This window comes from Acidimicrobiia bacterium (assembly GCA_009694375.1).
Lineage (GTDB): Bacteria > Actinomycetota > Acidimicrobiia > Acidimicrobiales > VFJN01 > VFJN01.
The window spans coordinates 59,664-84,004 of the sequence record SHVB01000009.1 but is presented as its reverse complement, the minus strand read 5'-3'; the positions used below and the strand labels follow the sequence as shown (position 1 = coordinate 84,004).

General features: G+C 64.9%; 21 protein-coding genes. 10 read left to right on the top strand and 11 right to left on the bottom strand.

The window, feature by feature from the left end:
• The first annotated feature begins 315 nt into the window (after positions 1 to 315).
• Positions 316 to 771, top strand: coding sequence for a dTDP-4-dehydrorhamnose 3,5-epimerase (locus EXQ71_07655; protein MSO87379.1), 456 nt, complete (start codon positions 316 to 318; stop codon positions 769 to 771).
• Complete coding sequence (locus tag EXQ71_07650; GenBank protein MSO87378.1) at positions 764 to 1,585, top strand: glucose-1-phosphate cytidylyltransferase; 822 nt, start codon at positions 764 to 766, stop codon at positions 1,583 to 1,585. The genes EXQ71_07655 and EXQ71_07650 overlap by 8 nt, the downstream gene beginning before the upstream one ends.
• A 33-nt stretch (positions 1,586 to 1,618) precedes the next feature.
• On the opposite strand, the gene purL is transcribed toward EXQ71_07650, so the two are convergent.
• A complete protein-coding gene (gene purL / locus EXQ71_07645) occupies positions 1,619 to 3,835 on the bottom strand; it encodes a phosphoribosylformylglycinamidine synthase subunit PurL (GenBank protein MSO87377.1) in 2,217 nt (738 codons plus the stop codon).
• Between the two features lie 81 nt (positions 3,836 to 3,916).
• Between purL and EXQ71_07640 the strand changes: the two genes are divergently transcribed.
• Positions 3,917 to 4,348 carry a hypothetical protein gene (locus EXQ71_07640; GenBank protein ID MSO87376.1) on the top strand — a complete coding sequence of 144 codons (432 nt, stop codon included), beginning with the start codon at positions 3,917 to 3,919 and terminating at the stop codon, positions 4,346 to 4,348.
• Between the two features lie 9 nt (positions 4,349 to 4,357).
• Here EXQ71_07640 and purQ read toward each other — a convergent pair whose 3' ends face one another.
• The 4 genes from purQ to EXQ71_07620 are packed head-to-tail and all read right to left on the bottom strand — an operon-like array spanning position 4,358 to position 7,647.
• Positions 4,358 to 5,035: a phosphoribosylformylglycinamidine synthase subunit PurQ gene (gene purQ, locus EXQ71_07635; GenBank protein MSO87375.1), complete on the bottom strand. Its 678-nt coding sequence runs from the start codon at positions 5,033 to 5,035 to the stop codon at positions 4,358 to 4,360.
• Positions 5,035 to 5,295: a phosphoribosylformylglycinamidine synthase, purS protein gene (purS, locus tag EXQ71_07630; protein MSO87374.1), complete on the bottom strand. Its 261-nt coding sequence runs from the start codon at positions 5,293 to 5,295 to the stop codon at positions 5,035 to 5,037. Before purS ends, purQ begins: the two co-directional genes overlap by 1 nt.
• A 21-nt stretch (positions 5,296 to 5,316) precedes the next feature.
• Complete coding sequence (locus tag EXQ71_07625; protein MSO87373.1) at positions 5,317 to 6,201, bottom strand: phosphoribosylaminoimidazolesuccinocarboxamide synthase; 885 nt, start codon at positions 6,199 to 6,201, stop codon at positions 5,317 to 5,319.
• An 18-nt stretch (positions 6,202 to 6,219) separates the two neighbouring features.
• Positions 6,220 to 7,647 (bottom strand): adenylosuccinate lyase, encoded by a 1,428-nt coding sequence (locus EXQ71_07620; protein ID MSO87372.1) that lies wholly within the window; start codon positions 7,645 to 7,647, stop codon positions 6,220 to 6,222.
• Between the two features lie 265 nt (positions 7,648 to 7,912).
• On the opposite strand from EXQ71_07620, the gene EXQ71_07615 reads away from it, so the two are divergent.
• A complete protein-coding gene (locus EXQ71_07615; protein ID MSO87371.1) occupies positions 7,913 to 8,119 on the top strand; it encodes a hypothetical protein in 207 nt (68 codons plus the stop codon).
• An 18-nt stretch (positions 8,120 to 8,137) separates the two neighbouring features.
• Here EXQ71_07615 and purE read toward each other — a convergent pair whose 3' ends face one another.
• From purE to clpB, 4 genes are all read right to left on the bottom strand, one after another.
• Positions 8,138 to 8,590 (bottom strand): 5-(carboxyamino)imidazole ribonucleotide mutase, encoded by a 453-nt coding sequence (gene purE, locus EXQ71_07610; GenBank protein MSO87370.1) that lies wholly within the window; start codon positions 8,588 to 8,590, stop codon positions 8,138 to 8,140.
• The gene (gene purD, locus EXQ71_07605) at positions 8,587 to 9,795 is read right to left on the bottom strand and encodes a phosphoribosylamine--glycine ligase (GenBank protein MSO87369.1); all 1,209 of its coding nucleotides are present in this window, start codon (positions 9,793 to 9,795) and stop codon (positions 8,587 to 8,589) included. The genes purE and purD overlap by 4 nt, the downstream gene beginning before the upstream one ends.
• A gap of 8 nt (positions 9,796 to 9,803) precedes the next feature.
• A complete protein-coding gene (locus tag EXQ71_07600; protein ID MSO87368.1) occupies positions 9,804 to 11,084 on the bottom strand; it encodes an adenylosuccinate synthase in 1,281 nt (426 codons plus the stop codon).
• Between the two features lie 98 nt (positions 11,085 to 11,182).
• A complete protein-coding gene (gene clpB / locus EXQ71_07595; protein MSO87367.1) occupies positions 11,183 to 13,672 on the bottom strand; it encodes an ATP-dependent chaperone ClpB in 2,490 nt (829 codons plus the stop codon).
• Between the two features lie 11 nt (positions 13,673 to 13,683).
• Between clpB and lepB the strand changes: the two genes are divergently transcribed.
• Positions 13,684 to 14,901, top strand: a complete 1,218-nt coding sequence (gene lepB, locus EXQ71_07590; protein ID MSO87366.1) for a signal peptidase I — start codon at positions 13,684 to 13,686, stop codon at positions 14,899 to 14,901.
• A gap of 36 nt (positions 14,902 to 14,937) precedes the next feature.
• Here the strand turns inward: lepB and EXQ71_07585 are convergent, their stop codons facing one another.
• Positions 14,938 to 16,146 (bottom strand): glycosyltransferase, encoded by a 1,209-nt coding sequence (locus EXQ71_07585; GenBank protein ID MSO87365.1) that lies wholly within the window; start codon positions 16,144 to 16,146, stop codon positions 14,938 to 14,940.
• A 506-nt stretch (positions 16,147 to 16,652) separates the two neighbouring features.
• On the opposite strand from EXQ71_07585, the gene EXQ71_07580 reads away from it, so the two are divergent.
• The 5 genes from EXQ71_07580 (at position 16,653) to EXQ71_07560 (ending at position 22,977) form a co-directional block, all read left to right on the top strand.
• Complete coding sequence (locus EXQ71_07580; protein ID MSO87364.1) at positions 16,653 to 17,759, top strand: hypothetical protein; 1,107 nt, start codon at positions 16,653 to 16,655, stop codon at positions 17,757 to 17,759.
• 71 nt (positions 17,760 to 17,830) lie between these two features.
• Positions 17,831 to 18,412: a hypothetical protein gene (locus EXQ71_07575; protein ID MSO87363.1), complete on the top strand. Its 582-nt coding sequence runs from the start codon at positions 17,831 to 17,833 to the stop codon at positions 18,410 to 18,412.
• The gene (locus tag EXQ71_07570) at positions 18,409 to 20,016 is read left to right on the top strand and encodes a flippase (GenBank protein MSO87362.1); all 1,608 of its coding nucleotides are present in this window, start codon (positions 18,409 to 18,411) and stop codon (positions 20,014 to 20,016) included. Before EXQ71_07575 ends, EXQ71_07570 begins: the two co-directional genes overlap by 4 nt.
• 70 nt (positions 20,017 to 20,086) lie before the next feature.
• Entirely contained in the window at positions 20,087 to 21,439 is a 1,353-nt protein-coding gene (locus EXQ71_07565; GenBank protein MSO87361.1) for a hypothetical protein, read from the top strand.
• On the top strand, positions 21,439 to 22,977 hold the full coding sequence (locus EXQ71_07560; protein ID MSO87360.1) for a hypothetical protein: 1,539 nt from the start codon (positions 21,439 to 21,441) through the stop codon (positions 22,975 to 22,977). Before EXQ71_07565 ends, EXQ71_07560 begins: the two co-directional genes overlap by 1 nt.
• A 74-nt stretch (positions 22,978 to 23,051) precedes the next feature.
• Here EXQ71_07560 and EXQ71_07555 read toward each other — a convergent pair whose 3' ends face one another.
• Entirely contained in the window at positions 23,052 to 24,248 is a 1,197-nt protein-coding gene (locus EXQ71_07555; protein MSO87359.1) for a hypothetical protein, read from the bottom strand.
• Between the last annotated feature and the right edge of the window lie 93 nt (positions 24,249 to 24,341).

Sequence of the window (24,341 nt, the reverse complement as noted above, 5' to 3'; positions counted from 1 at the left end):
TCGAAGCGGCCTGCCACCCCACCACCGTGCCGGCAGGCACCTACAACCTCGGCTCGGGCGTCACCAAGTCCGTGCGGGCCATGGCGGAGGAGGTGGCCGATGCGTGGAATGCGATGACCCAGCAACGCCCCGTGATCGATGCACCGACGGCCCATGAGGCCGCTCCCGAGCCCTACCAGGTGGATATCCAGCGCCTGGCATCGCTGGGTATCCGCCTCGACACACCCATCGCCACCGCCGTCGCGGAAATGGTGAAGTTCTGCCTCGTCCACCGAAATCGCCTCACGCGATAGCGCGGCGGCTTACGCTAGCCAGGTGACAGAGATCCAAGGGGTGCGAGTCACCCCCCTCCAGCGCATCCCCGATGAGCGCGGTGCCGTGCTGCATATGCTGCGCGAAGACAGCGACGGCTTCGAACGCTTCGGGGAGATCTACTTCTCCATGGTCTACCCCGGGGCCATCAAGGCCTGGCATCTCCATACCAAGATGACACTCAACTACGCCGTTCCCGTGGGGATGATCAAGTTCGTCTGCTACGACGACCGCGATGGATCGCCCACTCGTGGCAACACCCTGGAACTGCACCTTGGGGAAATCAACTACGCCCTTGTTACCGTGCCACCCCACGTGTGGAACGGCTTCAAGGGAGAGGGCTCATCGTCGGCGCTCGTCGCCAACTGCGCCACGCTGGCCCACCACCCCGATGAGATCATCCGAGCCGATCCTCACCAACACGTGAGCGCCTACGACTGGTCCCGGCGTGATGGCTGAGGTACCCACCATCATCCTTTGCGGAGGGCGGGGCTCCCGCATCAGCGATGTGAATCGGGGGCTCCCCAAGCCCATGCTGCCCATCGGCGACCGCCCCATGCTCTGGCACATCATGAAGACCTACGCCGCCCACGGCCACCGAGATTTCGTGCTGGCGCTCGGTTGGCTCGGCCCCGAGATTCGGCGCTACTTCCTCCAGTTCCAGGCGATGACCTCCGACTTCCGTATCGAACTCGGCCGCCCCGATGCCATCGAGTATCTCAATGACGTTGACGAATCCGATTGGCGCATCGCCTGCATGGACACCGGACTCGACTCACTCACCGGCACCCGGGTGCGCCGGGCCAGCCACCACCTCGCTGACGGACCAATCATGGTTACCTATGGCGACAGCATCGGACCGGTGGACATCACCGGCCTCCTGGAGTTTCACCGCTCGCACGGCAAACTCGCCACCGTCACCTCTGTTCGTCCACCCGGACGTTTCGGTGAGCTCATCCTCGATTCCCACGGGCAGGTGGAACGCTTTGAGGAGAAGCCTCAAACCAGCGCCGGATCGATTAACGGCGGGTTTATGGTCATCGAAAAAGCAGCCATCGACGCCTTCATCCCCTCCGATACCGATGTCATGTTGGAACGCCAACCAATGGCGGGCCTCGCGGCCGCCGGGCAACTTATGGCCTTCGAGCACGACGGCTTCTGGCAACCCATGGACACCCCGCGCGAACGGGAACTACTCGAACAACTGTGGGCGGGAGGGTCCGCTCCGTGGACCGCTCGTTGGCCCACCCGCGAGCATCCGCCCCTGCCCTGACGCCGTCGGTACTGCGGCCGCGAACCCCCGGGGTCAGTGACCCAGGGTGGAGGGCAGCGCATCGCGCCACGCCGTGGTGGCATCACCCACGCTGACCTCCAAGAGCCCGTCGACCACCAGGTTTGGACCCCCCGCGGAACCCAATGGGCGCGCGAACACCCCCGCCTCGGCGGCCGCTCGCCGCACGTCATCGCCATGCCGCGGAGCAACACAGACCACCACGCGACTAGCCGACTCGGCGAACAGCCAGGCGTAGTCGCACTCGGGGACCGTCACGGTGAAACCCTCGCCGGATCGCACCGCCATTTCGGCCAAGGCCACCCCGAGTCCATCGGCGGTGTCGTGCACCCCTACGAGCCACCCGGCCATAACCAGGTCGCGCACCAGCGCAGCCACCGCGGCGTGGGCCGGAAAATCAAGCGACGGGGCCGGCCCCGCCTGGTAGCCGCGCTCCCACGCCCACCGGGAACCCGCCAGTGCTCGCGGCTCGGGGCCGAGCGCTATCAGGTCGGCACCAGCCCGGAGTTGCACCCCCGGCGGCGGACGATCAAGCCGGTCCACCATGCCCACGAGGCCCACCACCGGCGTGGGATCGATGTCCCGGCCGCGGCTTTCGTTGTAGAGGCTCACGTTGCCACCCACCACGGGGATGCTCAGCGCCCGACAGGCATCCCCCATCCCCCCGATGGACTCCACCAGTTGCCACATCACCTCCGGGTGCTCAGGGTTGCCGAAGTTGAGGCAGTTCACGAGACCGAGCGGACGCGCCCCCACAGAGGCGAGGTTCATCACCGCCTCGGCTACCACCAAGGCGGTGCCCCGGCGGGGGTCGAGGGCGCACCAGCGGTGATTGCCATCACAGGTAAGCGCCAGGCCCCGGCCGGTATCCACCCCGGTCGTGGGGTGCTTGAGCCGCAGCACGGTGGCGTCGCCGCCGGGACCCTCAACCGTGTTCAAAAACAGTTGGTGGTCGTACTGCCGAAACACCCAGGACGGGTCGGCCAAGAGGCCCAGAAGGTCCGCCGCCACATCCGCCGGAGCTCCCGGTGCGGCGCGATCGGCCATCCGCCCCGCCCGGCCCGCCGGTTCCTGGCGGGGCCGGTCGTAGAGGGGGGCGTCGTCGTCGAGCGAGCTCGCCGGTAGGTCGCCCAACACGATGCCGCCGGGTCGGTCCAAGATGCGGAAGCGACCCGTACCGGTCACCGTGCCAATCACCGAAGCCCTGATCTCCCACGCTTCACAGATCGCGAGGAGTTCGTGCAACTTGGCGGGCTCCACGATAGCCAGCATCCGCTCCTGGCTCTCGCTCGTCATGATCTCGAACGGCTCCATGCCCGCTTCGCGCACGTGTACCTCCGAGAGGTGGAGATCCATGCCCACCCCTCCCTTCGAGGCCGTTTCGCTGGCGGCGCCGGTAATGCCGGCCGCCCCTAGATCCTGGATCCCCACCACCAGCCCGGCTTCGAGTATCTCCAGACAGGCTTCGATCAGACGTTTTTCCTCGAAGGGATCGCCCACCTGCACACTCGGCCGCTTATCGGCGTCGGCGGCATCGTCACCAAAGCCCGCCGAGGCCAATACGCTCGCTCCCCCGATGCCGTCGCGCCCCGTGGACGATCCGAACAACACCGTGAGGTTGCCCGGACCCGACGCCCGAGCCAACACCAGTCGTTCCTTGGGAAGCAGTCCGAGACAGAACACGTTGACCAGTGGATTGTCCTGATAGGTGGGATCAAACACCGTTTCGCCGCCCACCGTGGGAACGCCTACGGAGTTCCCGTATCCGGAAACTCCCGCGATCACCCCCTCGGCAATCCACCGACTGCGCGGATCATCCAACGGACCAAAGCGGAGCGGATCCATCAAGGCGATCGGGCGGGCCCCCACTGAAAACACATCCCGAAGGATGCCGCCCACACCGGTGGCGGCGCCCTCGTAGGGCTCGATGGCCGATGGGTGGTTGTGGCTTTCGATGCGGAACGCCGCCGCGATGCCATCCCCCACATCGATTACCCCGGCCCCTTCACCGGGCCCGACCATCACGTGCGCAGCCTCGGTGGGTAGCGTCCGCAAATGTTGTTTCGACGACTTGTAGGAGCAGTGTTCCGACCACATGACCGAGTACATCGCCAACTCGAGATGATTCGGTGATCGGCCCAGAATGGCCGCGATAGAAGCCGCTTCGTCGTCGGTGAGCCCGAGGGCACGGTGCAAGGGCACGGCGGCCGACGGGGGAGGCGGAGCCACCATCGCCCCAGCCTATGCGGCTGGCCCGGAGCCCGAGAACACGCCTCTGAGCGACCGTTCCCTGGAAGCAATAAAGTGGAACCTATGGCTGAACATCCCCAAAAAACTCCAATGACGGTCGAGCACAAGGCCGCCCTCGCCGAAGGCCGCAACCAGGGTCGTACCGTCCGCCGTTACCTCAAAGCTCTAGAGGCTCAGAAACCAAAACGGGGTCCCCGACGGACCCCTGAATCCCTCGAGAAACAACTGGCCACCATTACGGTGGATCTGGCCGGAGCCGAACCGCTGAAGCGCCTCCAACTCATCCAAGAGCGGCTAAATCTGCGGGCCGAACTAGAAGAGCGCAAGCGGGCCATCGCCGACCAAGACTCCCCACTTGATATCGCCGCCCTCGAGTTGGCCTTCGTCGATTGTGCGCAGGCCTACGGTGCCCGCAAAGCCATCTCCTATGCCGCCTGGCGGGAGTGTGGCGTAAAATCAGCGGTGCTCAAGCGGGCCAACATCGGCCGCTCCTAAGCCGTCGGATTAGCCCACCGGGGTGCCGGCGCTCGCCAGAAGCGACCGGAGGAGTACGGCCCCGTCCTCGGAGCCGAGCAAGCGATGGCAGGCCCGCTCCGGGTGGGGCATGAGGCCCACCACATTGCGGCCCTCGTTGCAGACCCCGGCGATGTTGTCGACCGAACCGTTGGGGTTGTCCACGTAGCGAACCACCACGCGATCCTCGGCCCGCAACTGCGCAAGGGTGTTGGCATCGCAGGTGTAGTTGCCCTCGAAATGGTTGATCGGAATCCGCAGTTCGTCGCCCGGCGTGGCCTGCGAAGTGAGGGCGGTGGTGGTGGTCTCCACGCGCACGGTAATCGTGGTACATAAAAACTTGAGGCCGGCGTTCTTCTGCAGTGCACCCGGCAACAATCCGGCCTCCGTGAGCACCTGGAACCCGTTGCAGATACCCACCACGGGACCACCCTCGGCGGCAAAGGTCCGCACCGCATCCATGACCGGCGAGAACCGAGCGATCGCCCCTGGTCGCAAGTAGTCGCCGTGGGCGAACCCGCCGGGCACAACGAGGGCATCGCAGCCATCCACCGAGCGATCGCCGTGCCACACCAACTCCGCCCTACCCCCGAGGTGTCCGATGGCTTCCAGGGCATCCAGTTCGCAGTTGGATCCCGGAAAGAGGATCACCCCCACCAGAGCGGCCATTAGACGGATTCGGTCACCGAAACGGACACATCAGCCGCCTCGATCACCGGATTGATCAGAAATTGCTGGGTCACCGCGGTGGCCTGGGCCAGCGCCGCGGTTTCGTCGGGGGCCTCGAGGTCGAAGCGAATCGCCTTCCCCACCCGTACGCCCCGAATCCCCTCGAAGCCCAACGTGGGTAATGACCGTTCGATCGTGGCGCCCTGCGGATCGGCGATCCCAGGACGGAGGCGGGTCTCCACCAACACCGAAAAGAGCATGAGGCCGATCCTAGCGACGGCTCAAGAGACGCCCGGCCACATCGCAAACGACCGTCCGGTGATTCGTTCGTAAGCGTCGATGTAGCGATGAGAGGTAGCGGTGACCACTTCCGGCGGCAGGGGCGGCGGCGGCGGGTTCTTATCCCAATCCAACGTCTCGAGATAGTCGCGCACGGGTTGCTTGTCGAAACTGGGGGGCGTGGTACCCGGCACCCAGGCATCGACCGGCCAGAAGCGACTCGAGTCCGGCGTCATGATCTCGTCGCAGACCACTAGGGCACCGTCGATCAGCCCGAGTTCGAACTTGGTATCGGCAATGATGATTCCGCTTTCACGGGCCAGTTCCGCCCCTCGACTGTAAAGAGCCAGCGAGATATCCCGAGCCTCGTTAGCCACCGACTCCCCCACGAGGTCCACCGCCTGAGCGAAGGAGATGTTCTCGTCGTGAACATCGCTCTTGGTCGATGGGGTGAACACTGGTTCCGGGAGTCGGTCGCTCTCTCGCAGCCCCGGCGGCAGTGCTTGTCCGTGCATCGTGCCGTGCGCCTGGTACTCCTTCCACGCCGAGCCGGAGAGATACCCCCGCACGATGCACTCAATCGAAAGCATCTCAGCCCGGCGGCACAGCATGATGCGCCCGGCTAGATCCGGCTCGGCGGCCAACACCTCCGGGGCGAGATCGTGCGCATCGGTAGACACGAGATGGCTGCCGGCAATGTCGCCGAGAACCTCGAACCAGAAGGCGGAGATGGCGGTGAGCACCCGGCCCTTGTGCTTGATCGGCTCGTCGAGCACCACGTCGAACGCCGAGAGGCGGTCCGAGGTGACCATCAACAACTGGTGGTCACCCACGCCGTAGATGTCGCGAACCTTGCCGGAATACAGATGGGGTAGAGGCAACGTCATGCCCGCCAGCCTAGAGGACTACAAGATCGCCTCGGGACGGTACCCAATGGCGCCGGGATGACGGGCCACCACAACCTCCACCTGCGCCATAAAGACCCCCACCTGGGCCAGGGCGGTGCCCACAAAACTCAACGGCTCGCCCACTAGGGCGTCGAGGGCGGCACGATCCAACGGGAGGCGATCCTCGGCGGCAAGGCGGTCGAGCAGATCATTGCCCGTCGCCCCCTCCTCCCGCATCGAGAGCGCCACGGCCACGGCATGCTCCTTGATGGCCTCGTGGGCCACCTCGCGGCCCACCCCCGCTCGCACGGCCCCCATCAGCACCTTGGTGGTGGTGAGGAACGGCAGATACCGCTCCAGTTCGCGATCGATCACTGGTCGGTAGGCACCGAAATCCTCCACCACGGCCAGGAACGTCTGGAACAGGCCATCGGCGGCCAAAAACGCATCCGGCAGCGCCACCCGTCGCACCACCGAGCAAGACACATCCCCCTCGTTCCACTGATCACCCGCCAGTTCGCCAACCATCGAGAGGTGGCCTCGCAGCACCACCAAGAGTCCGTTGATGCGCTCACAGGAACGACTGTTCATTTTGTGGGGCATGGCGGAGGAGCCCACCTGCCCGGGCTGAAACCCCTCGGTAGCCAGTTCGAGCCCGGCCATAAGGCGAATCGTGGTGGCCAGGCTGGCCGGGCCGGCCGCCGCCTGTACCAGCGCGGCCACCACGTCGAGGTCGAGGGAGCGCGGGTACACCTGGCCCACGTTGGTGAGCATTTCGCCGAAGCCGAGGTGAGCGGCCACCGATGCCTCCAGGGCATCGACCTTCTCGGCACTACCAAGGAGATCGGCCATGTCCTGCTGCGTACCCACCGGACCCTTGATGCCCCGCAAGGGATAGCGGGCCAGCAACTCCTCCACGCGGCGGAACGCCTGCAGCAACTCCTCGCCGGCGTTGGCAAAGCGCTTGCCCAACGTCGTGGCCTGGGCGGCCACGTTGTGGCTCCGACCGGTCATCACCACTTCGGCATACTCCCCCGCCCGCTCGGCCAGGCGGGCCAAGGCCGTGACCATTCGATCCCTTATGAGTTCGAGCGCGGCGCGCACCTGCAATTGCTCAACGTTCTCGGTGACGTCGCGCGAGGTCATCCCAGCGTGAATCAACTCGTGACCCGCCAAGGCGGAGAACTCCTCGATCCGGGCTTTGACGTCGTGGCGGGTGATGCGCTCACGCGCCTCGATGCTCTCAAGGTCCACCTTGTCGATCACGGCGATGTAGTCGTCGATGGCGGTCGGCGGCCACACCACCCCCAGATCGGCCTGCGCTCGCATCACCGCCACCCAGAGTTGGCGCTCAAGCACCACCTTGTGTTCCGGCGACCAGATCCCCGCCATCGGGGCGCTGGCATAACGGGCCGCCAGTACGTTGGGGATTTGCACTCCAGGCATCGCCCTATCTTCCCACGCCACGGCCGCTCAGCCCCACCTCATACGCAACGCCCCGGCTCGTTCACTCACGCCTCAAGCACACCCCCGAACCGGTCGTTACCATTACGGACAGGAGCGATATCCGGCGACGACGTGAAAGGGAGTCATGCCCCGCTGCGAGAAACACCAGCAAGAACCTGGAAAGGCGACCTGTCGCCGGTGCGGAGGCCACTGGTGCGATACTTGCGTCGTCTACGCCTACGGGCCCCAAAAGGACCCCTACTGCGTGAGTTGCGCCATGGTGGCCGGGGGCGTGCGGTGCTCCGGGGCTCGTCCGACGATGTCCAAACGAGATCTGCGGGCGCAGGCCAAGACGGAGCGGCAGCGGGCCAAGATCGCCACAATAACCCCTCCCAACCCCCTCGACCCGGCCCTCGAACCCGCCGCCATCGACTGGTCTTCTCCCTGGTGGGAAGACCGTCAGCCGGCCTGAAGCGACGAGCCGACGCTCTCAGCCTGCGATTTCGATGCGATGGTCAGCGAGCTTCCGAGCCAAATCGGCATCGGTGATGGCCAACATCTGCACCACCAGCAAGGCGGCGTTCATGCTGCCATCCACGGCGACGGTGGCCACCGGGATGCCCTTGGGCATCTGGACGGTGGCGTAGAGGGCATCCACGCCGTTGAGGGCGCCCCCCGACAGCGGTACCCCCACCACCGGAAGCGTGGTGTGGGCGGCCACGGCCCCGGCGAGATGCGCCGCCATCCCCGCTCCACAGATGAACGCGGCATAACCCTGCTCACGAGCCGAGGACGCCAGCGCCGCCACCTTGGCTGGGCTGCGGTGGGCGGACTGCACCCGCACATCGGCTTCGATGCCGAAGCGGGTGAGTGTGTCCACGGCGGGCTGCATCTTGTCCCGGTCATTGGGGGAACCCATCAGAACGGCCACTTTGTAGGTCATGTCGGGATGTCTCCTGCGATGTCGGTGCGGTGAAGCAATCCGGGCCAGGCGATGTGCCCGAGGGCGGTGTACGCCCGGGCCCGGGCGGTAGCAACGTTGGGACCTTGCCCGACCACGTCGAGCACACGGCCACCCGCGGTCACTAGGTGTCCATCATCGCCCATACCCACCCCCGCACACAGGACCAACGCCCCCTCGGCGGCACCCGCCGCCGCCAGGCCTTCTACCGGATCCCCGGAACGGACCGGGCCGGGATAGCCCGACGCTGCCGCTACCACCAGCACGACGGCGGTGTCGGAAAACGTCGGCGGGGTGCGGAGATCGCCGGCGGCGGCTTCGGCGAGATGTACGGCAAGGTCTGAAGTCATCCGGAGCAAGACCACCTGGCTATCGGGGTCGCCGAAGCGGATGTTGAATTCCACCAGTTTCGGGCCGTCGTCGGTGAGCATCAGCCCGGCGTAGAGCACCCCTCGGTAGTCGATGCCCCGCCGGGCGAGCTCATCGAGCGTGGGCTGCACAAACCGCGCAATGACATCGTCGGCGAAGTTGTCCGGCAGCCACGGCAACGGCGAGTAGGCGCCCATGCCCCCGGTGTTGGGCCCCACCTCGCCCTCACCTACGCGTTTGAAGTCTTGGGCGGGGGGAAGGGCCACGGCTCGGGTGCCGTCGCACAGCGCGAACAGCGACACCTCCGGTCCGGTCATTCCCTCCTCAATGATCACTGTCTGCCCCGCCGGCCCGAACGACGAGCCGGAGAGCTTTTGGCGCACATCGGCCTCGGCCGCCAGAAGGTCATGGGTGACGAACACCCCCTTGCCGGCGGCGAGACCATCGGTCTTCACTACCCAGGGTGCCGACATTTGGCGCAGAAAGGCCAGCGCCGGCTCCACCTCGGTGAAGGTGGCGTAGGAGGCGGTGGGCACCCCCGCCGCCCGCACTAGGTCCTTCATGAATGCCTTGGAGCCCTCCACCTGCGCGCCGTCGGCGCCCGGGCCGAACACGAGTTTCCCCGCCCTCCGCAACCGATCGGCGAGGCCGTCTACCAACGGTTGTTCCGGACCGATGACGTACAGATCGGCATCAAGGTGCTCGGGGTCGGTGTCGACCGAGCCAGGGATCCCCGGGTTGCCCGGGGAGACCACTACCTCTGCGGTGCGCGCCAGCACCAAGGCCAGCGCGGCTTCCCGGCCGCCCGAACCGACCACCACGATCTTCACGCGCGTAGGTGAACGTACTGATCGCGCCCAGGACCCACACCGAGGAGACGGATAGGCACCCCGACCTGATCCTGCAGGAAGGCCACATAGTCATGCACCCGCGCGGGAAGGTCACCGGGCTCGGTGGCGCCGCTCAGATCGCCACCCCATCCGGGGAAGGTTTCGTAAACGGGGGTGACCCGGTGGAGCACGGATTGATTGTCGGGCAGATGACGGATGCGCTTCCCGTCCACCTCGTAGGCCACGCAGACCTTCACCTCATCAAAGGCATCGAGCACGTCGAGTTTGGTGATGGCCAACTCGGATAGCGAGTTGAGCCGCACCGCGTGGCGGAGCATCACCGCATCGAACCAGCCGGGTCGCCGTTGGCGTCCGGTGTTAGTACCGAACTCGTGGCCGCGCTCCACGATGGCGGCGCCGGTGTCGTCGAGCAGTTCGGTTGGGAACGGCCCGGCTCCCACCCGGGTGACATACGCCTTGGCCACCCCGACCACCCGATCGATATGGAGCGGACCCACCCCCGCTCCGGGGCAGGCCCCGCCGGCGATGGGATTAGACGACGTGACGAAGGGATACGTGCCGTGATCAAGATCCAAGAAGGTGGCCTGGGCCCCTTCGAACAGCACGTGTTGGCCCGCTTCGAGGGCCTCGTGCACGAGGTTCACGGTGTCGGCAACGTAGGGCTCCATCCGAGGGGCCAGATCGTCGAGATAGACGTCGGCGATCTCGTCCACCGTGGGGGAGAGTTGGTTGTAGACCTTGGCCAGCATCGGGGCCTTGTCCTTGAGCACCAGGGTGAGTTTCTCCCGGAAGATCTTTGGGTCGTAGAGGTCCTGCACCCGAATACCCACCCGAGCCGCCTTGTCGGCGTAGGCCGGCCCAATACCCCGCTTGGTGGTGCCCAGCGCGTTCTTGCCCAGATGTCGCTCGGTCACCCGATCGATCAACTGGTGGTACGGAAGAATGAGATGGGCGTTCCCCGACACCTTCAGTTTGGAGCAATCCACCCCTCGCGCCTCCAACATCGACACCTCGTCTAGGAGCACCTTGGGATCTACCACTACGCCGTTGCCGATCACCGGGGTGATGTGGCTGTAGAGCACGCCACTCGGGATCAGTTGGAGCGCGAATGTTTCGCCGTCGACCACCAGTGTGTGGCCGGCGTTGTGGCCACCCTGGTACCGCACCACGAGGTGCATCTCCTTGGCAAAGAGGTCGGCAAAACGCCCCTTGCCTTCGTCTCCCCATTGGGTTCCGACGATGATCGTTGCTGGCACGCGCCCGCCTTATCTGGTGGTTCCAAGGACGGTGGGCGATCTTACCCCTCCGACGCGGCTCGCCCCAAGGCTCACTGATTCTGCCGTCGATCAGGCGCTCAGACCGGCTCGGGGTCGAGGGTCAACCCATCGGGCCCGGCGTCGACCACCACCTTCGCCCCGTCGCGCAAGGTTCCGTCCAAGAGGGCGTTGGCCAGGCGATCCGCTACCTGTTTCTGAATCACCCGCTTGAGCGGCCGGGCACCGAAGGCAGGGTCGTAGGCCGCCTCGACGAGCATCGCCCGTCCGGCGTCGGTGACCTCAAGGGTGATGCGCCGATCGGCGAGACGAGCGCGAAGGTGCTCCAGCTGGATCTCCAGGATGGGGGCCAGATCGGCTTCGGTAAGCGACCGGAAGTGCACGATCTCGTCGATCCGGTTCACGAACTCGGGCCGGAAGTGTTGGATGGGGTCGGTGGTGAGGTTCGACGTCATCACGAGCACGACATTGGTGAAGTCCACCGTCCGGCCCTGGCCATCAGTGAGACGACCGTCATCAAGCACCTGCAACAAGATGTTGAAGACATCGGGGTGGGCCTTCTCGATTTCGTCCAGCAGCACCACCGAGTAGGGCCGTCGACGGACGGCCTCGGTGAGTTGACCGCCTTCGCCGAAGCCGACGTACCCCGGCGGAGCGCCCACCAAACGGCTCACCGAGTGCTTCTCCATGTACTCGGACATGTCGAGGCGCACCATGGCCCGCTCGTCGTCGAACATGAAGCGGGCGAGGGTGCGGGCCAACTCCGTTTTACCAACGCCGGATGGACCGAGGAAGAGGAACGAACCAATCGGGCGGTGCGGATCGGACAAACCGGCCCGTGACCTCCGGATGGCGCTCGCCACGGCTGTCACCGCTTCATCCTGCCCGATGACACGCTCGTGCAGCACCGCCTCCATACGCACGAGCTTGGCGATCTCGCCCTCCATCAGGCGCGAGACCGGCACCCCGGTCCACTTGGCCACGATCTCGGCCACGTCCTGCGCGTCGACCTCCTCTTTGAGCATCGGCCCGCTGCCTTGGAGTTCCGTCAGAGCCATGCTGGCTTCCCCCATCTGTCGTTCGAGCTCGGGAATCCGCCCGTAGCGAAGCTCGGCCGCCTTCTCGAGGTCGCTCTGGCGGTCGAGTTCGGATCGCAGCCCCTCCAGTTCCTCCTTCAGGGTCTGGATGAGGTTGATCGCGTCTTTCTCGTTGGTCCAACTCGCCAACATGACATCGCGATGCTCGATCAGATCGGCTAGTTCAGCCTCGAGGGTCTCCAGCCGGTCCCGGCTCGCCGCATCGGTCTCTTTGGCCAAGGCCACTTGCTCAATCTCCAGTTGGCGCACTCGTCGTTCGGCCGCATCGATCTCGGTGGGTAGCGAATCGATCTCGATCCGAAGTTTCGACGCCGACTCGTCAACCAGGTCGATCGCTTTATCCGGCAGGAACCGGCCGGTTAGGTAACGATCCGAAAGCACCGCGGCAGCCACCAGGGCGGCATCTTGAATGCGCACCCCGTGATGCACCTCGTAACGCTCCTTCAGGCCCCGCAGGATGGCGATGGTGTCGTCCACACTCGGTTGCCCCACCAACACCTGTTGGAATCGCCGTTCCAATGCCGCATCTTTTTCGATGTGCTGGCGATACTCGTCCATAGTCGTGGCCCCGATGAGCCGCAGTTGCCCGCGAGCCAGTAGCGGCTTGAGCATGTTGCTGGCATCCATCGACCCCTCGGCGGCTCCGGCCCCCACCACGGTATGTAGTTCGTCGATGAAGGTGACCACCTCGCCTTTGGCATCGGTGATCTCTTTCAGCACGGCTTTGAGCCGCTCTTCAAACTCGCCGCGATATTTGGCGCCGGCCACCATCGAACCCAGATCCAGGCTGATCAGCCGCTTATGTTTGAGGCGCTCGGGGACGTCGCCCTCCACGATCCGGCGGGCCAGACCTTCCACGATGGCGGTCTTCCCCACGCCCGGCTCCCCGATGAGCACCGGGTTGTTCTTGGTCCGGCGCGCCAGCACCTGGATCACCCGACGGATCTCTTCATCGCGCCCGATGACGGGGTCGATCTTGCCCTGGCGGGCGGCCTCGGTCAGGTCGATACCGTATTTCTCGAGGGCCTGGTATTGCCCCTCGGGATCCTGTGAGGTCACTCGGTGGCTACCCCTCACCGCTTGCATGGCCGCCAGCAACCGCTCGCGATCGATGTCCAGACGGTCGCCGAGGGCGAGCAGCAAGTGTTCGGTAGAGAGATACTCATCACCCAACTCACTGCGGGCGGCGTCGGCACCATCGACTACCCCGTTGAGATCCCGTGACAGCCGAGACTCACTCCCGTAGGCATTGGGCAGGCCGGCCACCGCGTCGTCGGCCTTCTGTAAGAGGCGGGCGGGATCCACTTCGAGCCGCTTCATCATGGGCAGGACAATGCCGTCCTCCTGCCGAAGTAGCGCCGCGAGGAGGTGGTCGGGGGTCACCTCGGGGTTGCTATTCCGACGGGCCGACTCCATGGCAGCCGAAAACGCTTCCTGGGTTTTGGTGGTCCAACGGTTCGGTTCGATCACCACCCCCACAGGCTATGCCTTCATTCCCAACCGCGGATTACGCCGTGCGGTGTTGGCCTCGGTCCGCACCCCCCCGGTCCGTCACTCAGTCACCCGAACCCGCCATAGGGTTGGGTAACGTCGGTAGCGGAGGAGGGCCACCCATGGCGGACTTGACCGACGCACAACAAGACGCCCTGCGACGTGATCTCCTGGATGAGACCCTCTTAGAGTGCGAACGGCTGCTAACCGACGCGGAGGCAGCGGCGAGGGCAATCCGCCACTCGGCACAACAGGAGGCCACCGAGCACCTCGACGACGCCAAACGTCGGGCATCGGAGGACCTATCCGCCGCTGAGGTGGCCGCCCAAGTCCAGCTGACCGACGCCGAACGACAGGCCAACGCTCTGATCCAGGCCGCCATGCGGGCCGCCGAAAAGGCCGTCGAGGCCGCTGGGCCGAGCGCGCTGAAGGAGTCTGACGATACCATCGCCAACCGAGTCTCGGTGGCCGAACGCACTGCCGCCACCCGCCTCGCCGAGGCCGACGCCAAGGCCACTCGCCAACTGCTTGAGGCCCTCGACGAGGCGCGCCTCATTGTTACCAACGCGCAGTCCGAGGCGAACCAGATCATTGTCCGAGCCCAGTACCTCACGCAGCCAGCGGAGAATCCATCACCCGCCGGCGAGCTCCCCTCCGATCCCGACGGCGCCGCCCCGCCCAGTCGCGCCCGCCGCGGGGGTCGTCTGCGCATACTCGGGTTCGGACTGGCACTGATACTCGCCATAGGCCTCACCCGTGCCTACGTCGCCGAGCCCTACGCGGTGGCCGCCGTGTCGATGGAGCCGGCGTTGAGCGATGGTGACCACATCCTCCTCAACAAAATGGCCTTCGCCGTGAGCGGCCCGAAGCGGGGCGACGTGGTCGTCTTCGATACGGTGAAGGTGGCCGCCACGGCCGGCATGCCGAATAGAACCCTCGTCAAGCGGGTGATCGGTCTGCCTGGCGATGTGGTTCAGAGCATTGAGAACAACCTGGAGATCGACGGCGAAGTGATCGACGACCCCTGGCGCGGTTCCACCGTTACGCCAGCCTTCGGACCTATCCAGGTGCCCGATGGGATGGTGCTGGTCCTCGGCGATAACCGGGTCGGGTCGGTGGACAGCCGCACCTTCGGGCCGATCCCCATTGATGTCCTTACGGGGCAGGTAGAGGTCGTCATCTGGCCACCGAAACGAGCCGGGCGCGTCTGACGCGGGACCGGCCGAAAGGCGTCGCTTGGCGGCGGCTCAGCCGGCTCGGCGGCGGGCCGCCCAGGCCAATTGGGCGGCTTCCAACGCACCCTCCAGCCGCCGGGTGTTCTCCGCCCAGGTAAAGTTCCGCTCAACGAAATCCCGGCCCGCGCTATCCGGGGCGGCGCCCTCACCCGCCACCACCAGTCGAGCCACGACCTCTGCCGCGAATCCCGCTGGGTCCTCGGCCAACGTTATGGGGGCCTCGCTCCCATCACCGGCCCGCACCCCCTCGGCCGCGAGCGATGAAGCCACCACCGGAACGGCCATGGCCATCGCCTCGAGCACCTTGTTCTGTATCCCGGCGCCGAAGTGGAGCGGCGCCGCGAAGACGGAGGCGCGTTCGAGGTACGGACGCACATCATCGACGTAGCCCGTGACGGTCGTGCCCGATCGCGCCGCCGCCACCAGCCGAGGCGTCGGATCCCGACCCACGATGAAGAGTTCGGCATCAGGTACCGAGCGCCGAACGATCGGCATGACGGCTTCGATGAGATGGAGGGCAGCATGTTCGTTCGGTGGGTAATCCATTTTGCCGGTGAACACCACCGCTGAACCGCCCAGAACCGTCGAGTTTCGTGTCCAGGTCTCGAGATCAACCCCGTTGGACACCACCGTCGTGCGGCTCCGGTCGGCTCCCGTGATCAGTAAATCTCGATCCCGTCCGGACGCGAACACCAGGTGGTCGCCTCGGCGGATCAACGAACGTTCGATCCGTCGAACTTCCACGAGTTCGAAGAGGCGGCCGGCCCGTTGGGTCAGTGTGCCGAATCGCAGGCCGCCCCGCACACGACTCGAGGTGGCATCACATAGGTCCACCACGACCGGGAGGGCTCCCAATGCATCGAGCACCGGGAAGGTGCGCTTGCCGCTGAACACTGCGGCATCGAAACGGCCTGACGCCACCAACGTCGCCGCCGTCGAGCGCAGGGCCGCCACGGGACCGCTGGTCACGGTGTGCACTAGCCCCTCGGCGCGACGTGCCAATTTCGCGAGAGTGGAGTCGCCGACAGCCGGACCGAACGTGTGGATCGCGTTGGCGTAGGGATCCAGCGCGGCGCGATGGTCCGGCTCGAAGCCGCTCCCCACCACCGAAAGCAGGGTCACTTTGTGCCTCGGAGCCAGCCCCCGCAGCAGGTGGTAATGACGCAGGTACCCACTGGTCAGCGGGAACGGGAAGCCGTTGGTGATGTAGAGGATCTCCATAGGGACACTCCCGCCGCCCACTCCGGTCTTCGTTGGGGTGAGCAACCACGAGAGTTCGTTACGTTAGGCCCTCGGGCCCCCCGCCACCCTCTGCGGTTACCGGGACCGCAGTGTACCGGCGCCGCCGCGGCGGTCACCACGGGTCGTGCAATCTCGCTGGTGGGGTCCGGGCGGCGGCCGCCCTCCCGCGAAAGCCCTTGCCGATGAACGCTTTTGCCCAGGGTACCGGTGGATTGAGCCCAACCAGTTGAGGTCCCTTCCAACCTCTGGAGGCGCCTGGGACCGGATGAAAGTGCGCGCTGATGGCGCCATCAGGGAGACCGAGGTGGCCGACCAAAAATCCAGGCACGACGTCGATACCCATAGGGAACGAGCAAGGGCGTGGATCGACTGGACCTTCGGTAGGTAAGACACCTCAGCCGAGAAAGCGGCCCGTCCAAGCGGGTATCGTCCCTTTTCCAACCCGCCGGGCAAACTGGCGGTCGAGTGGAGGAGGTAACGCAGCGGTGATCCTCGACCACGATCTTCATGGGCTCTTACGCGTCAGGCTCATCGACCCCTCTCCTCAGGCCGGGGCCGCCGTCGAACGCCAACTCGGAACCCCGGGACATCCGCCCGTAGGTGAGGCCGATCTGGTGGTGCGCTTTGTGGATGCGGTCCCGCGTCGGGGGAGGCTGCGCCTGATCGGCGTGGAAGAGATGGGTTTCACCGACGACTCATTCGTCCTGCTGCGCCGCACCGCGGCGGGAACGGCTCTCATCACGATGCCCCTCGACACCCTCGGAGGTAGCTGCGAGATCGAGTGTGATCGGGGTATCCGTGAGGTGCCGATGCTGATACCGCTAGTCAACCTGGCGCTATTGAACAAGGGAGTGCTCCCCTTGCACGCCTCCGCCTTCAACTATCGCGGCGAGGGGATCGTCGCCGCCGGATGGCGCAAGAGCGGCAAGACCGAAACCCTGCTCGGATTTATGGCCCACGGAGCGGTCGCAGTGGCCGACGAGTGGTGCTACATCACCGACGACGGTTCCATGTACGGGATACCTGAGCCCGTCCGACTCCAGGACTGGCACCTCGAGCAGTTGCCCCAGCATCGTGCCGCGGTGGGATTGCCCACGCGACTCCGCCTCGGTGCATGGCGCGCCGCTGACGGCACCGGCCAGGCGGCCCGCCGGGCCGCCGATCATGGGGTGCCTGGTGCTCGCTCCCTCAGCCGTGCCCTTGGAGCCGCTCGGCCGCGACGCCACGTCGACATGGATCCCTCGGCCCTCTTCGGAGCCGAGGGATGGTCCGGGCGCGGACATCTCGACCGAGCCTTCTTGCTCCTCAGCGTCGATGCCCCTGATGTGCATGTCGCGCCTACTAGTGGCGAGGAGGTGGCCGACCGCATGGTCTTTGCCCATCAGCACCACCGGCTGAACGTCCTTGGTACCGAGTTGGCAGCTCGCTTCGCCTTCCCCCACCGTCATCATGCCGCGATCGAGCACGCTGAAGAACTCGAGCGTTCCTTGCTGCGGGCCGCCTTCGCCGACCTACCATGTTTCGTGGTCGAGCATCCCTACCCGATCCCGATCGAGACAACCTTCCGGGCCATCGAAGAACACTGCGGCTAGCGGTTGCTGAAGAACACCCTCCCTGCGGACCATAATCCGGTGATACGCAGCCTTTTCGAGCCCTGGTCGTGATGAAATCCCGGTCCCAACGCAAACGCGGAATCGCCGTGGCGCTCCTCGGGCCCGATGGCGCCGGGAAATCAACGCTGGCGGCGTCCCTCCTCGTTGCCATGCCCTCCGAGTTTCCGGGCCGCAGTCTGTACGCAGGCCCGTACCCCAAGACCGAGCATCAGCGGCACCTCTTCCCCGGTGGTGCAACGGCGACAGTCGTCGCACGCTTGACCCGTACCCGCGCCATCGCGGCGTGGCACCGATCTGCCGGTCGGGATGTCATCTTCGACCGCCACCCCTACGACGCCCTCCTGGCGCCGGCGGGAACCTCTGGGCGAGCAGCAACCCGACGGGCGATCATCGGACGGACCGGCCTCACCCCGGATCTGATCATCGTGCTTGATGCGCCCGCCGAAGTTCTCTACCAACGCAAGGGTGAGCACAACCTGCAACAACTGGCAGAGCAGCGCCAGCGGTACCTCACCTTCGCGGCGGCACGACCGAACGCCATGGTTCTTGACACCACCATCGGTGCTGCGGGAGTCCTCCACGAAGCCCTGGTCGAGATCGCGTCGGTCAGAGCCCGACGCAGAACACGATGACTTCGGTTCCCGGCCCGCCTGAGGCGGCGAAGCCATCTGCCACCGGTGAGACCGAAAGACAGATCCGAGGCTCCTCGCTCCTCCTGGCGGGGAAGGTCATTTCGGTCCTCGTCTCCTTGGTCGTGCAGATCGTCATCGTTCGCGAGTTGACTACAAGCGAGTACGGCGCCTTCGCCTATGCCCTCTCGCTGGTCGCAACGGCGTCCACGCTGATCACCCTTGGCATCGACCGAGGGATAACTCGCTTCGTCGCGATCTACGACGAGGACCACCAGTACGACAAGATGTTCGGCACGATCGCCATGCAGTTGACGACCATCGTCGGACTCGGGATGTTCTTCGTCATCGGAGTCATCGGATTGCAGAGTTGGATATCCGGCTCCCTTATCGATGATCGCCAGACCGTCGCCGTCCTTCTGATCCTCTCCCTCTTGGCGCCAATCCAGGCCTTTGACGCAATGATGGGCAATCTCTTTGCGGTCCTTGCCGAGCCTCGCTCGATCTTTTTCCGTCGCAACATCCTCACCCCGGCGATGCGCCTCGCAGTAGCGGGCCTGCTCCTGGTGAGTAGCGGGGGACCTCGGTTGCTCGCCGCTGGCTACGTCACGACGGCGTTGATTGGTGCAATCACCTACGCCTATTTGCTAATCAAGATCCTGCGAAAGCGCGGGCTGCTGGTGCACGCGCACCCCCGATCGCTATCGCTGCCAATTCGCGAGGTGATGACCTTCACACTTCCGCTCCTCACGAGTGAGCTGTTGTTCATCCTCATCAACACATCCGACGCCATCTTGCTCGGACGGTTCGGAGGGACCGACGCCGTCGCCGCCTACAAAGTGATCCTTCCCGCGGCCAAGATGAACCAGTTGGTGCTCCTCACCTTCGGCATCCTGTTCACCCCCTTGGCGGCGCGCCTTTTCGCCAGGAACGACCGCGAAGGAATCGCCCGGCTCTACTGGCAGACCTCCGCCTGGGTCGCGGTGCTCTCTTTTCCCATACTGGTGCTCACTACCTCGATGGCTCCTACCTTCACCGGGCTTCTCTTCGGGGCCAAGTACCGCGACTCTTGGATCTATCTGGTCCTGGTATCTTTCGGCTACTACTTCAGCGCGGCGCTGGGGTTCAACGCCGCCACCCTGAAAGTGCTCGGGCGGGTTCGCTACATCGTGGGGGTTTCCGCCGTCGCCGGTATCGTTAACATCGCGCTGAACCTCGTGCTGATCTCCCGGTACGGCCCGATGGGAGCGGCGGTAAGCACGTTGACCACGCTGGTGGTCTACAACTTGCTCAACCAGTTGGGGCTGCGGTCCCGCCGAGGCATCGGGACTTTTTCTTTCTCGTACGCAAAGATTTATCTCGTGATTGTCGCGTCGATCGCCATTCTTGGTGGGGTGCAACTACTCACCGCTCCCACTCCCGTGGTAGCCGGCAGCCTCGCAGCGGTGGCCTGTCTTGCTGTATTCGCCATCGGTCGCCACGAACTCGACATCAGCGCGACATTCCCAGAACTCCTACAAATCCCACTAGTTGGTAACCTCCTCAGGAAACCCGGATCCGTCGACACTTCTCTCCACGATCCGACCGACCACCCCGAAGGATCGTAAGGATCTATCTCTCACATGCGGATAGTCATCCCCAACGACTAGCGCATTTCTCACAGCCTCAGGAGACGGCGTGGAACCGAGTCAACTCACTTGGATCTTCAAAAGATCGTGGTACATCCTGCTCATCGCCGCCGTCTTCGGCGCAGGCCTGGCTCGCCACGTGGCCCTCAATACCACCCCCACCTATGAGGCTCGCGCGCAGTTGCTGGTGGGCCCCATCAATGCCCCCTCAGACATCCTCCGCGCTTCCGGTAGACTGGTGCTCACCTACGCGGAACTGGTGCAGAGCGAGACGACCCTGGCGGCCGCCCGGTCGAAGCTCAAGATAAATCCGACTGACGTGATCAGCGCCACGGCTTCCGGAAGTGAGATCACGCGTCTGTTGAACATCACGGTGCTTTCTTCAAACTCCGCAAACCCTGACAAGGTCGCCAACCAGATCGCGTCACAGATCGCCGACATTGCCGCCAGTGAGAGCTCCGCCATAGACGTGAAGGCCGAGGGCCAGATCACCGTGGTTGAGCCAGCGACGAGGGCGGCGGCCGCTTTGGCCCCCAAGGTAAAGGTGATCACGGTGCTCGGTGGTCTCGCTGGCATCATCGGGGCGACCGCCCTCCTGCTGGCGGCTGAGCAACTCAGTCGCCGGATCCGCTCCGCCACCGAACTGGCCGAATTGGCTGGCGTACCGGTACTCGCCGTACTGGGACCGCAACGGCCCAAAGCCAAAGGCACCACGGCCGAGGCACGGCTGGTCGTTTCCGGAATCAGCAACTCCAAAACGGCAATCTCGTTTCAAACGGCCGCCGCCAACCTGTCGATACTTCAGTACCTCAACGAACCGCTCCGAACAATCGTCATCACCGGAACCAGCTCTACCATCGGTACCGGAGACATCGCCGCCAACATCGCCGCCAACCTGGTGGACCTCGGGGAGCGGGTAGTGCTGGCCGATACAGATCCTTCGGGGGGGGAAATCGCTGCCCTTCTCGGGCTCAACACCACCCCCACCGGCGAGGCCTCACAACCCACCTCGGTCCCGTTGCGAGGAGGTCGGCAGTTGCTCGTTGTCACCCCCTTCAACTCACTGGATTCGGGCAAGATGGATGCGACCAAGGCGAACAAATTGGTGCAGGACCTCCAGAAACATGCCGATGTCGTAGTGATCCACACCGGACCAGCGCCGAGTTCCCTGACGGCCCTCGTGTGGGCATCGGTCGCTGATGCCACGGTCCTTGTCGCACGACAGGCAGGCTCGCGCCGGGAGGAAGTGGAGGAGAGCACCAGCAATCTGCACCGGGCCCAAGGCCGACTCATTGGGACCTTCCTGGATGCGAGGCGCACCAAGCGACGCTGGTCGCCCCTCCGTGCTCACGCGCCTGCCTCCAACGCCGTCAACGAGATCAAGCCCACGGCGGTCCCGTAATGACAACACCATCCTTGGCAACACCAGCGGACGCCGAGGCCCTCGAGGAATGGGAGCCAGATCGGAATGCTGGATCACCAAAAAAGCTGGCGGCAATCGTTCTCGGTCTGGTGGTGGCCACGCTGGTGGGCCTGCTGGTGGGGCCGGGGCTGCTGGTGCTTGGCCTCATCGCAGTCGGCTTCGTGTTGGCCACGCTCTGGCACCCCGAGATCGCCACCCTTGCTTTCTTCTTCGCCATTTGGGCCAACCTGCTGGCCGTAGCTGCCCAGTTCCATGGAGCGCCGGCCCTACTGGCGGGCTGCTTCGTCCTTATCCTCTGCATCCCCTTGCTCCACCGGGTCATCGTGTGCCGCGAACCGATCGTGGTGACGTCGGCTCTGACTTTCCTCCTTGGCTACCTCGTGAGCATGTTGGTGGCGGCAGCGACATCCGCCGCAGTCGGACCCGCCGTACGACCCATCGGCGACTTCCTCATCGAGGGACTCCTGCTCTACCTGCTCGTGAGTAATTCGGTGCGCACCCCCGGCACTGTTCGACGGGCTATTTGGGCCATCATTCTGGCCAGTGCCCTTCTTGGGTCGCTCTCGTTGGTGCAGGAGGCAACCCACGCCTACCAGAACAACTTCGGAGGGCTCGCCCAGGTAACCACTCAGGGCTTCAAGGTGGATGAAAAACAAGGGACGGCGGTGCTGCGACCGCGCCTCAGTGGGTCAATAGGGGAGCAAAACCGTTACGCGCAGGTTCTGCTTATGGCCGCACCGCTCGCTTTCTTCCGGGCCAAGTACGAGCGAGACCGCCGCCTGCGCATCTTGGCCGCCGGCTGCGGAATAGCGATCTTTATTGGAGTGTTGCTCACGTTCTCGCGAGGCGCAATGGTCGCAGCCGGCGTGATGTTCGTGATGCTCATCATGCGCGGGTACATCCGGTTCCGACATGCCCTCCTCGGCATAGGTATCGTCGGGCTTGCGCTAATCAATTTTCAGCCCGACTACGTCACCAGACTCAGTTCGCTCACCGAGATCGGCTCGCCTCAATCCAACTCTGACACGCCAAAAGCCGATGGGGCGGTGGTGGGGCGCGCTACCTCAAACCTGGCGGCGTGGAACACCTTCGTCGCCCACCCCCTCACCGGGGTCGGGCCCGGCCGCTACTTCGTGGATTATTCGCAGAAGGCTGGGAACGAGCTCAACCTGAGGTTCTTCGACAAAAACCGACGGGCTCACAACATGTACCTGGAGGTGGCGGCCGACCTCGGTGCCTTCGGGATCGCCATGCTGCTGGGTGCCGTCGGAGTTACGGCCTACCAGTTGGCCAACCTCCAACGTTACTGGCGAACCCGGGATCCCCAGCTGGCGGCACTGGCATCATCGCTCCTGTTCGCCTTGGCTGCGTACATGTTAACCGCCGTGTTTCTCCATCTCTCGTACCAGCGTTACTTCTGGACAATCCTGAGCTTGGCCAACTCCACCATCTGGGTGCTGGCGGGGGAAAGGCGCAGGGATTTGAGCTCTACTCGACAGTTGTCCACCGTGCCCTAACCAAACTGGCTGCCGACGCCATGTCCGTCAGGTTGGCGTTCGGACCGGCCCAGCGCTGGTTCCGACGCCGCACCCTATCGTCTCGTCCAGGCGCGCCATCGGGTCTTCTCCACCACGAGCACCACACCATCAACATTGGCGTTCACGATCCGCATCGCCGAGGCCGCATCACGCGCCGCGCGCTCCATCAGCCGATCGAAGGATGCGACGACCACTACCGAATCAGCGACCGTTGCCCACGCCAGGGTCTCCCCCGACTCGTTCACTGGCGCGGCGGCCACCACCACCACGTCACCGTCGCAGGTGGCCAGCATCTCACGCGCCATCACGTGATCCACTGTTGGATTGAGGGGATCGGCCAAGTTCACGGACCGAACCTGCACGTCAAGCCCACCGAGGTGAGCCTGAACTCCCGAAGAATCAGGGGTCCCGCCACTGAGCAACAACACAACGCGGTGCCCACTGCGGTCCAGGGTGGCGGCCAACTGGATCGCAACACCAGGCCCATCGTCACCCACCCCCACCCCCGCCACCACGATTGATCGTCCCGCTTGGGATCGAACCCGATGGTCGACAAAGGCCGACATCCGCCGAAACGACGCGTCATCGCCGGCCCTCCCCGGATCCGATAAGGGGTAGTCCAGGCTGAGCGGCGGTGCCACGGACGTGATCATCTCCCACCCGGTCACTGCTCGTAGCCGAGGCGCGGTGCGCACACGCTTGGATGTCGCTACGAGCAGTGCGGCCATCGCCAAGGCACACACGGCCCCGAAAACAGCGGCGACGGCGGCGAAAACCATTGCGGAGGGCTGCGAAGGAGCCTCGGCCTGGAGCGAACGATCAATAATCAAGACTCCGCCGGCGGGGGCATTCGGGTCCGGCGGCGAGATCAGGGTCAACTGCACCGCCGCTTCGTTGGCAATGTTGTTCGCTAACGCAGGGTTCGCTGCCGTGGAGCGGATCGTGATCAGACGAGTGGCCTCATCGGCCGTCACTGCGAGCGAGTCCCGTAGCTCGTCACCCGTGATCTTTTGGCCCAGGCGACCGGCGGCAGCATCGAGTTGGGGCTGACTTGTGGCCAACTCTGCGTAGGTCTGCGCCAACTGCGTTGCCGCGTCGAGGGTGGTCTTGTCGCCATTGATCGGCCCCACCAGAACCCGGGCCTTCCCTTGGTAGCTCACCCCAGCCTGGCTGGTGGCGAGATACCCAATGCCACCTGCCAACACAGCCACTGCCAGAAAAACGCCCCAATACCGTCGCGCAATCGGCATCAGCCCCCCTAGCTCCACGCGCCTGCCTCCTCGCCCTTGACATACCGGTCCCCGCCGAAGCCCCAGTGTAGAAGCCTGAGCCGACCCGGGAAC

Excerpts from the sequence above, each read along its gene's own strand:
- purQ (MSO87375.1), bottom strand. The coding sequence starts at position 5,035 with ATGGCCGCTCTGGTGGGGGTGATCCTCTTTCCGGGATCCAACTGCGAA.
- EXQ71_07625 (MSO87373.1), bottom strand. The coding sequence starts at position 6,201 with ATGACGTTGCCTCTACCCCATCTGTATTCCGGCAAGGTTCGCGACATC.
- lepB (MSO87366.1), top strand. The coding sequence starts at position 13,684 with ATGCCTTCATTCCCAACCGCGGATTACGCCGTGCGGTGTTGGCCTCGG.
- purE (MSO87370.1), bottom strand. The coding sequence starts at position 8,590 with ATGACCTACAAAGTGGCCGTTCTGATGGGTTCCCCCAATGACCGGGAC.
- EXQ71_07620 (MSO87372.1), bottom strand. The coding sequence starts at position 7,647 with ATGCCTGGAGTGCAAATCCCCAACGTACTGGCGGCCCGTTATGCCAGC.
- EXQ71_07570 (MSO87362.1), top strand. The coding sequence starts at position 18,409 with ATGACTTCGGTTCCCGGCCCGCCTGAGGCGGCGAAGCCATCTGCCACC.
- EXQ71_07640 (MSO87376.1), top strand. The coding sequence starts at position 3,917 with ATGGCTGAACATCCCCAAAAAACTCCAATGACGGTCGAGCACAAGGCC.
- purS (MSO87374.1), bottom strand. The coding sequence starts at position 5,295 with ATGCTCTTTTCGGTGTTGGTGGAGACCCGCCTCCGTCCTGGGATCGCC.
- EXQ71_07555 (MSO87359.1), bottom strand. The coding sequence starts at position 24,248 with ATGCCGATTGCGCGACGGTATTGGGGCGTTTTTCTGGCAGTGGCTGTG.
- EXQ71_07585 (MSO87365.1), bottom strand. The coding sequence starts at position 16,146 with ATGGAGATCCTCTACATCACCAACGGCTTCCCGTTCCCGCTGACCAGT.
- EXQ71_07560 (MSO87360.1), top strand. The coding sequence starts at position 21,439 with ATGACAACACCATCCTTGGCAACACCAGCGGACGCCGAGGCCCTCGAG.
- purL (MSO87377.1), bottom strand. The coding sequence starts at position 3,835 with ATGGTGGCTCCGCCTCCCCCGTCGGCCGCCGTGCCCTTGCACCGTGCC.
- EXQ71_07575 (MSO87363.1), top strand. The coding sequence starts at position 17,831 with ATGAAATCCCGGTCCCAACGCAAACGCGGAATCGCCGTGGCGCTCCTC.
- EXQ71_07650 (MSO87378.1), top strand. The coding sequence starts at position 764 with ATGGCTGAGGTACCCACCATCATCCTTTGCGGAGGGCGGGGCTCCCGC.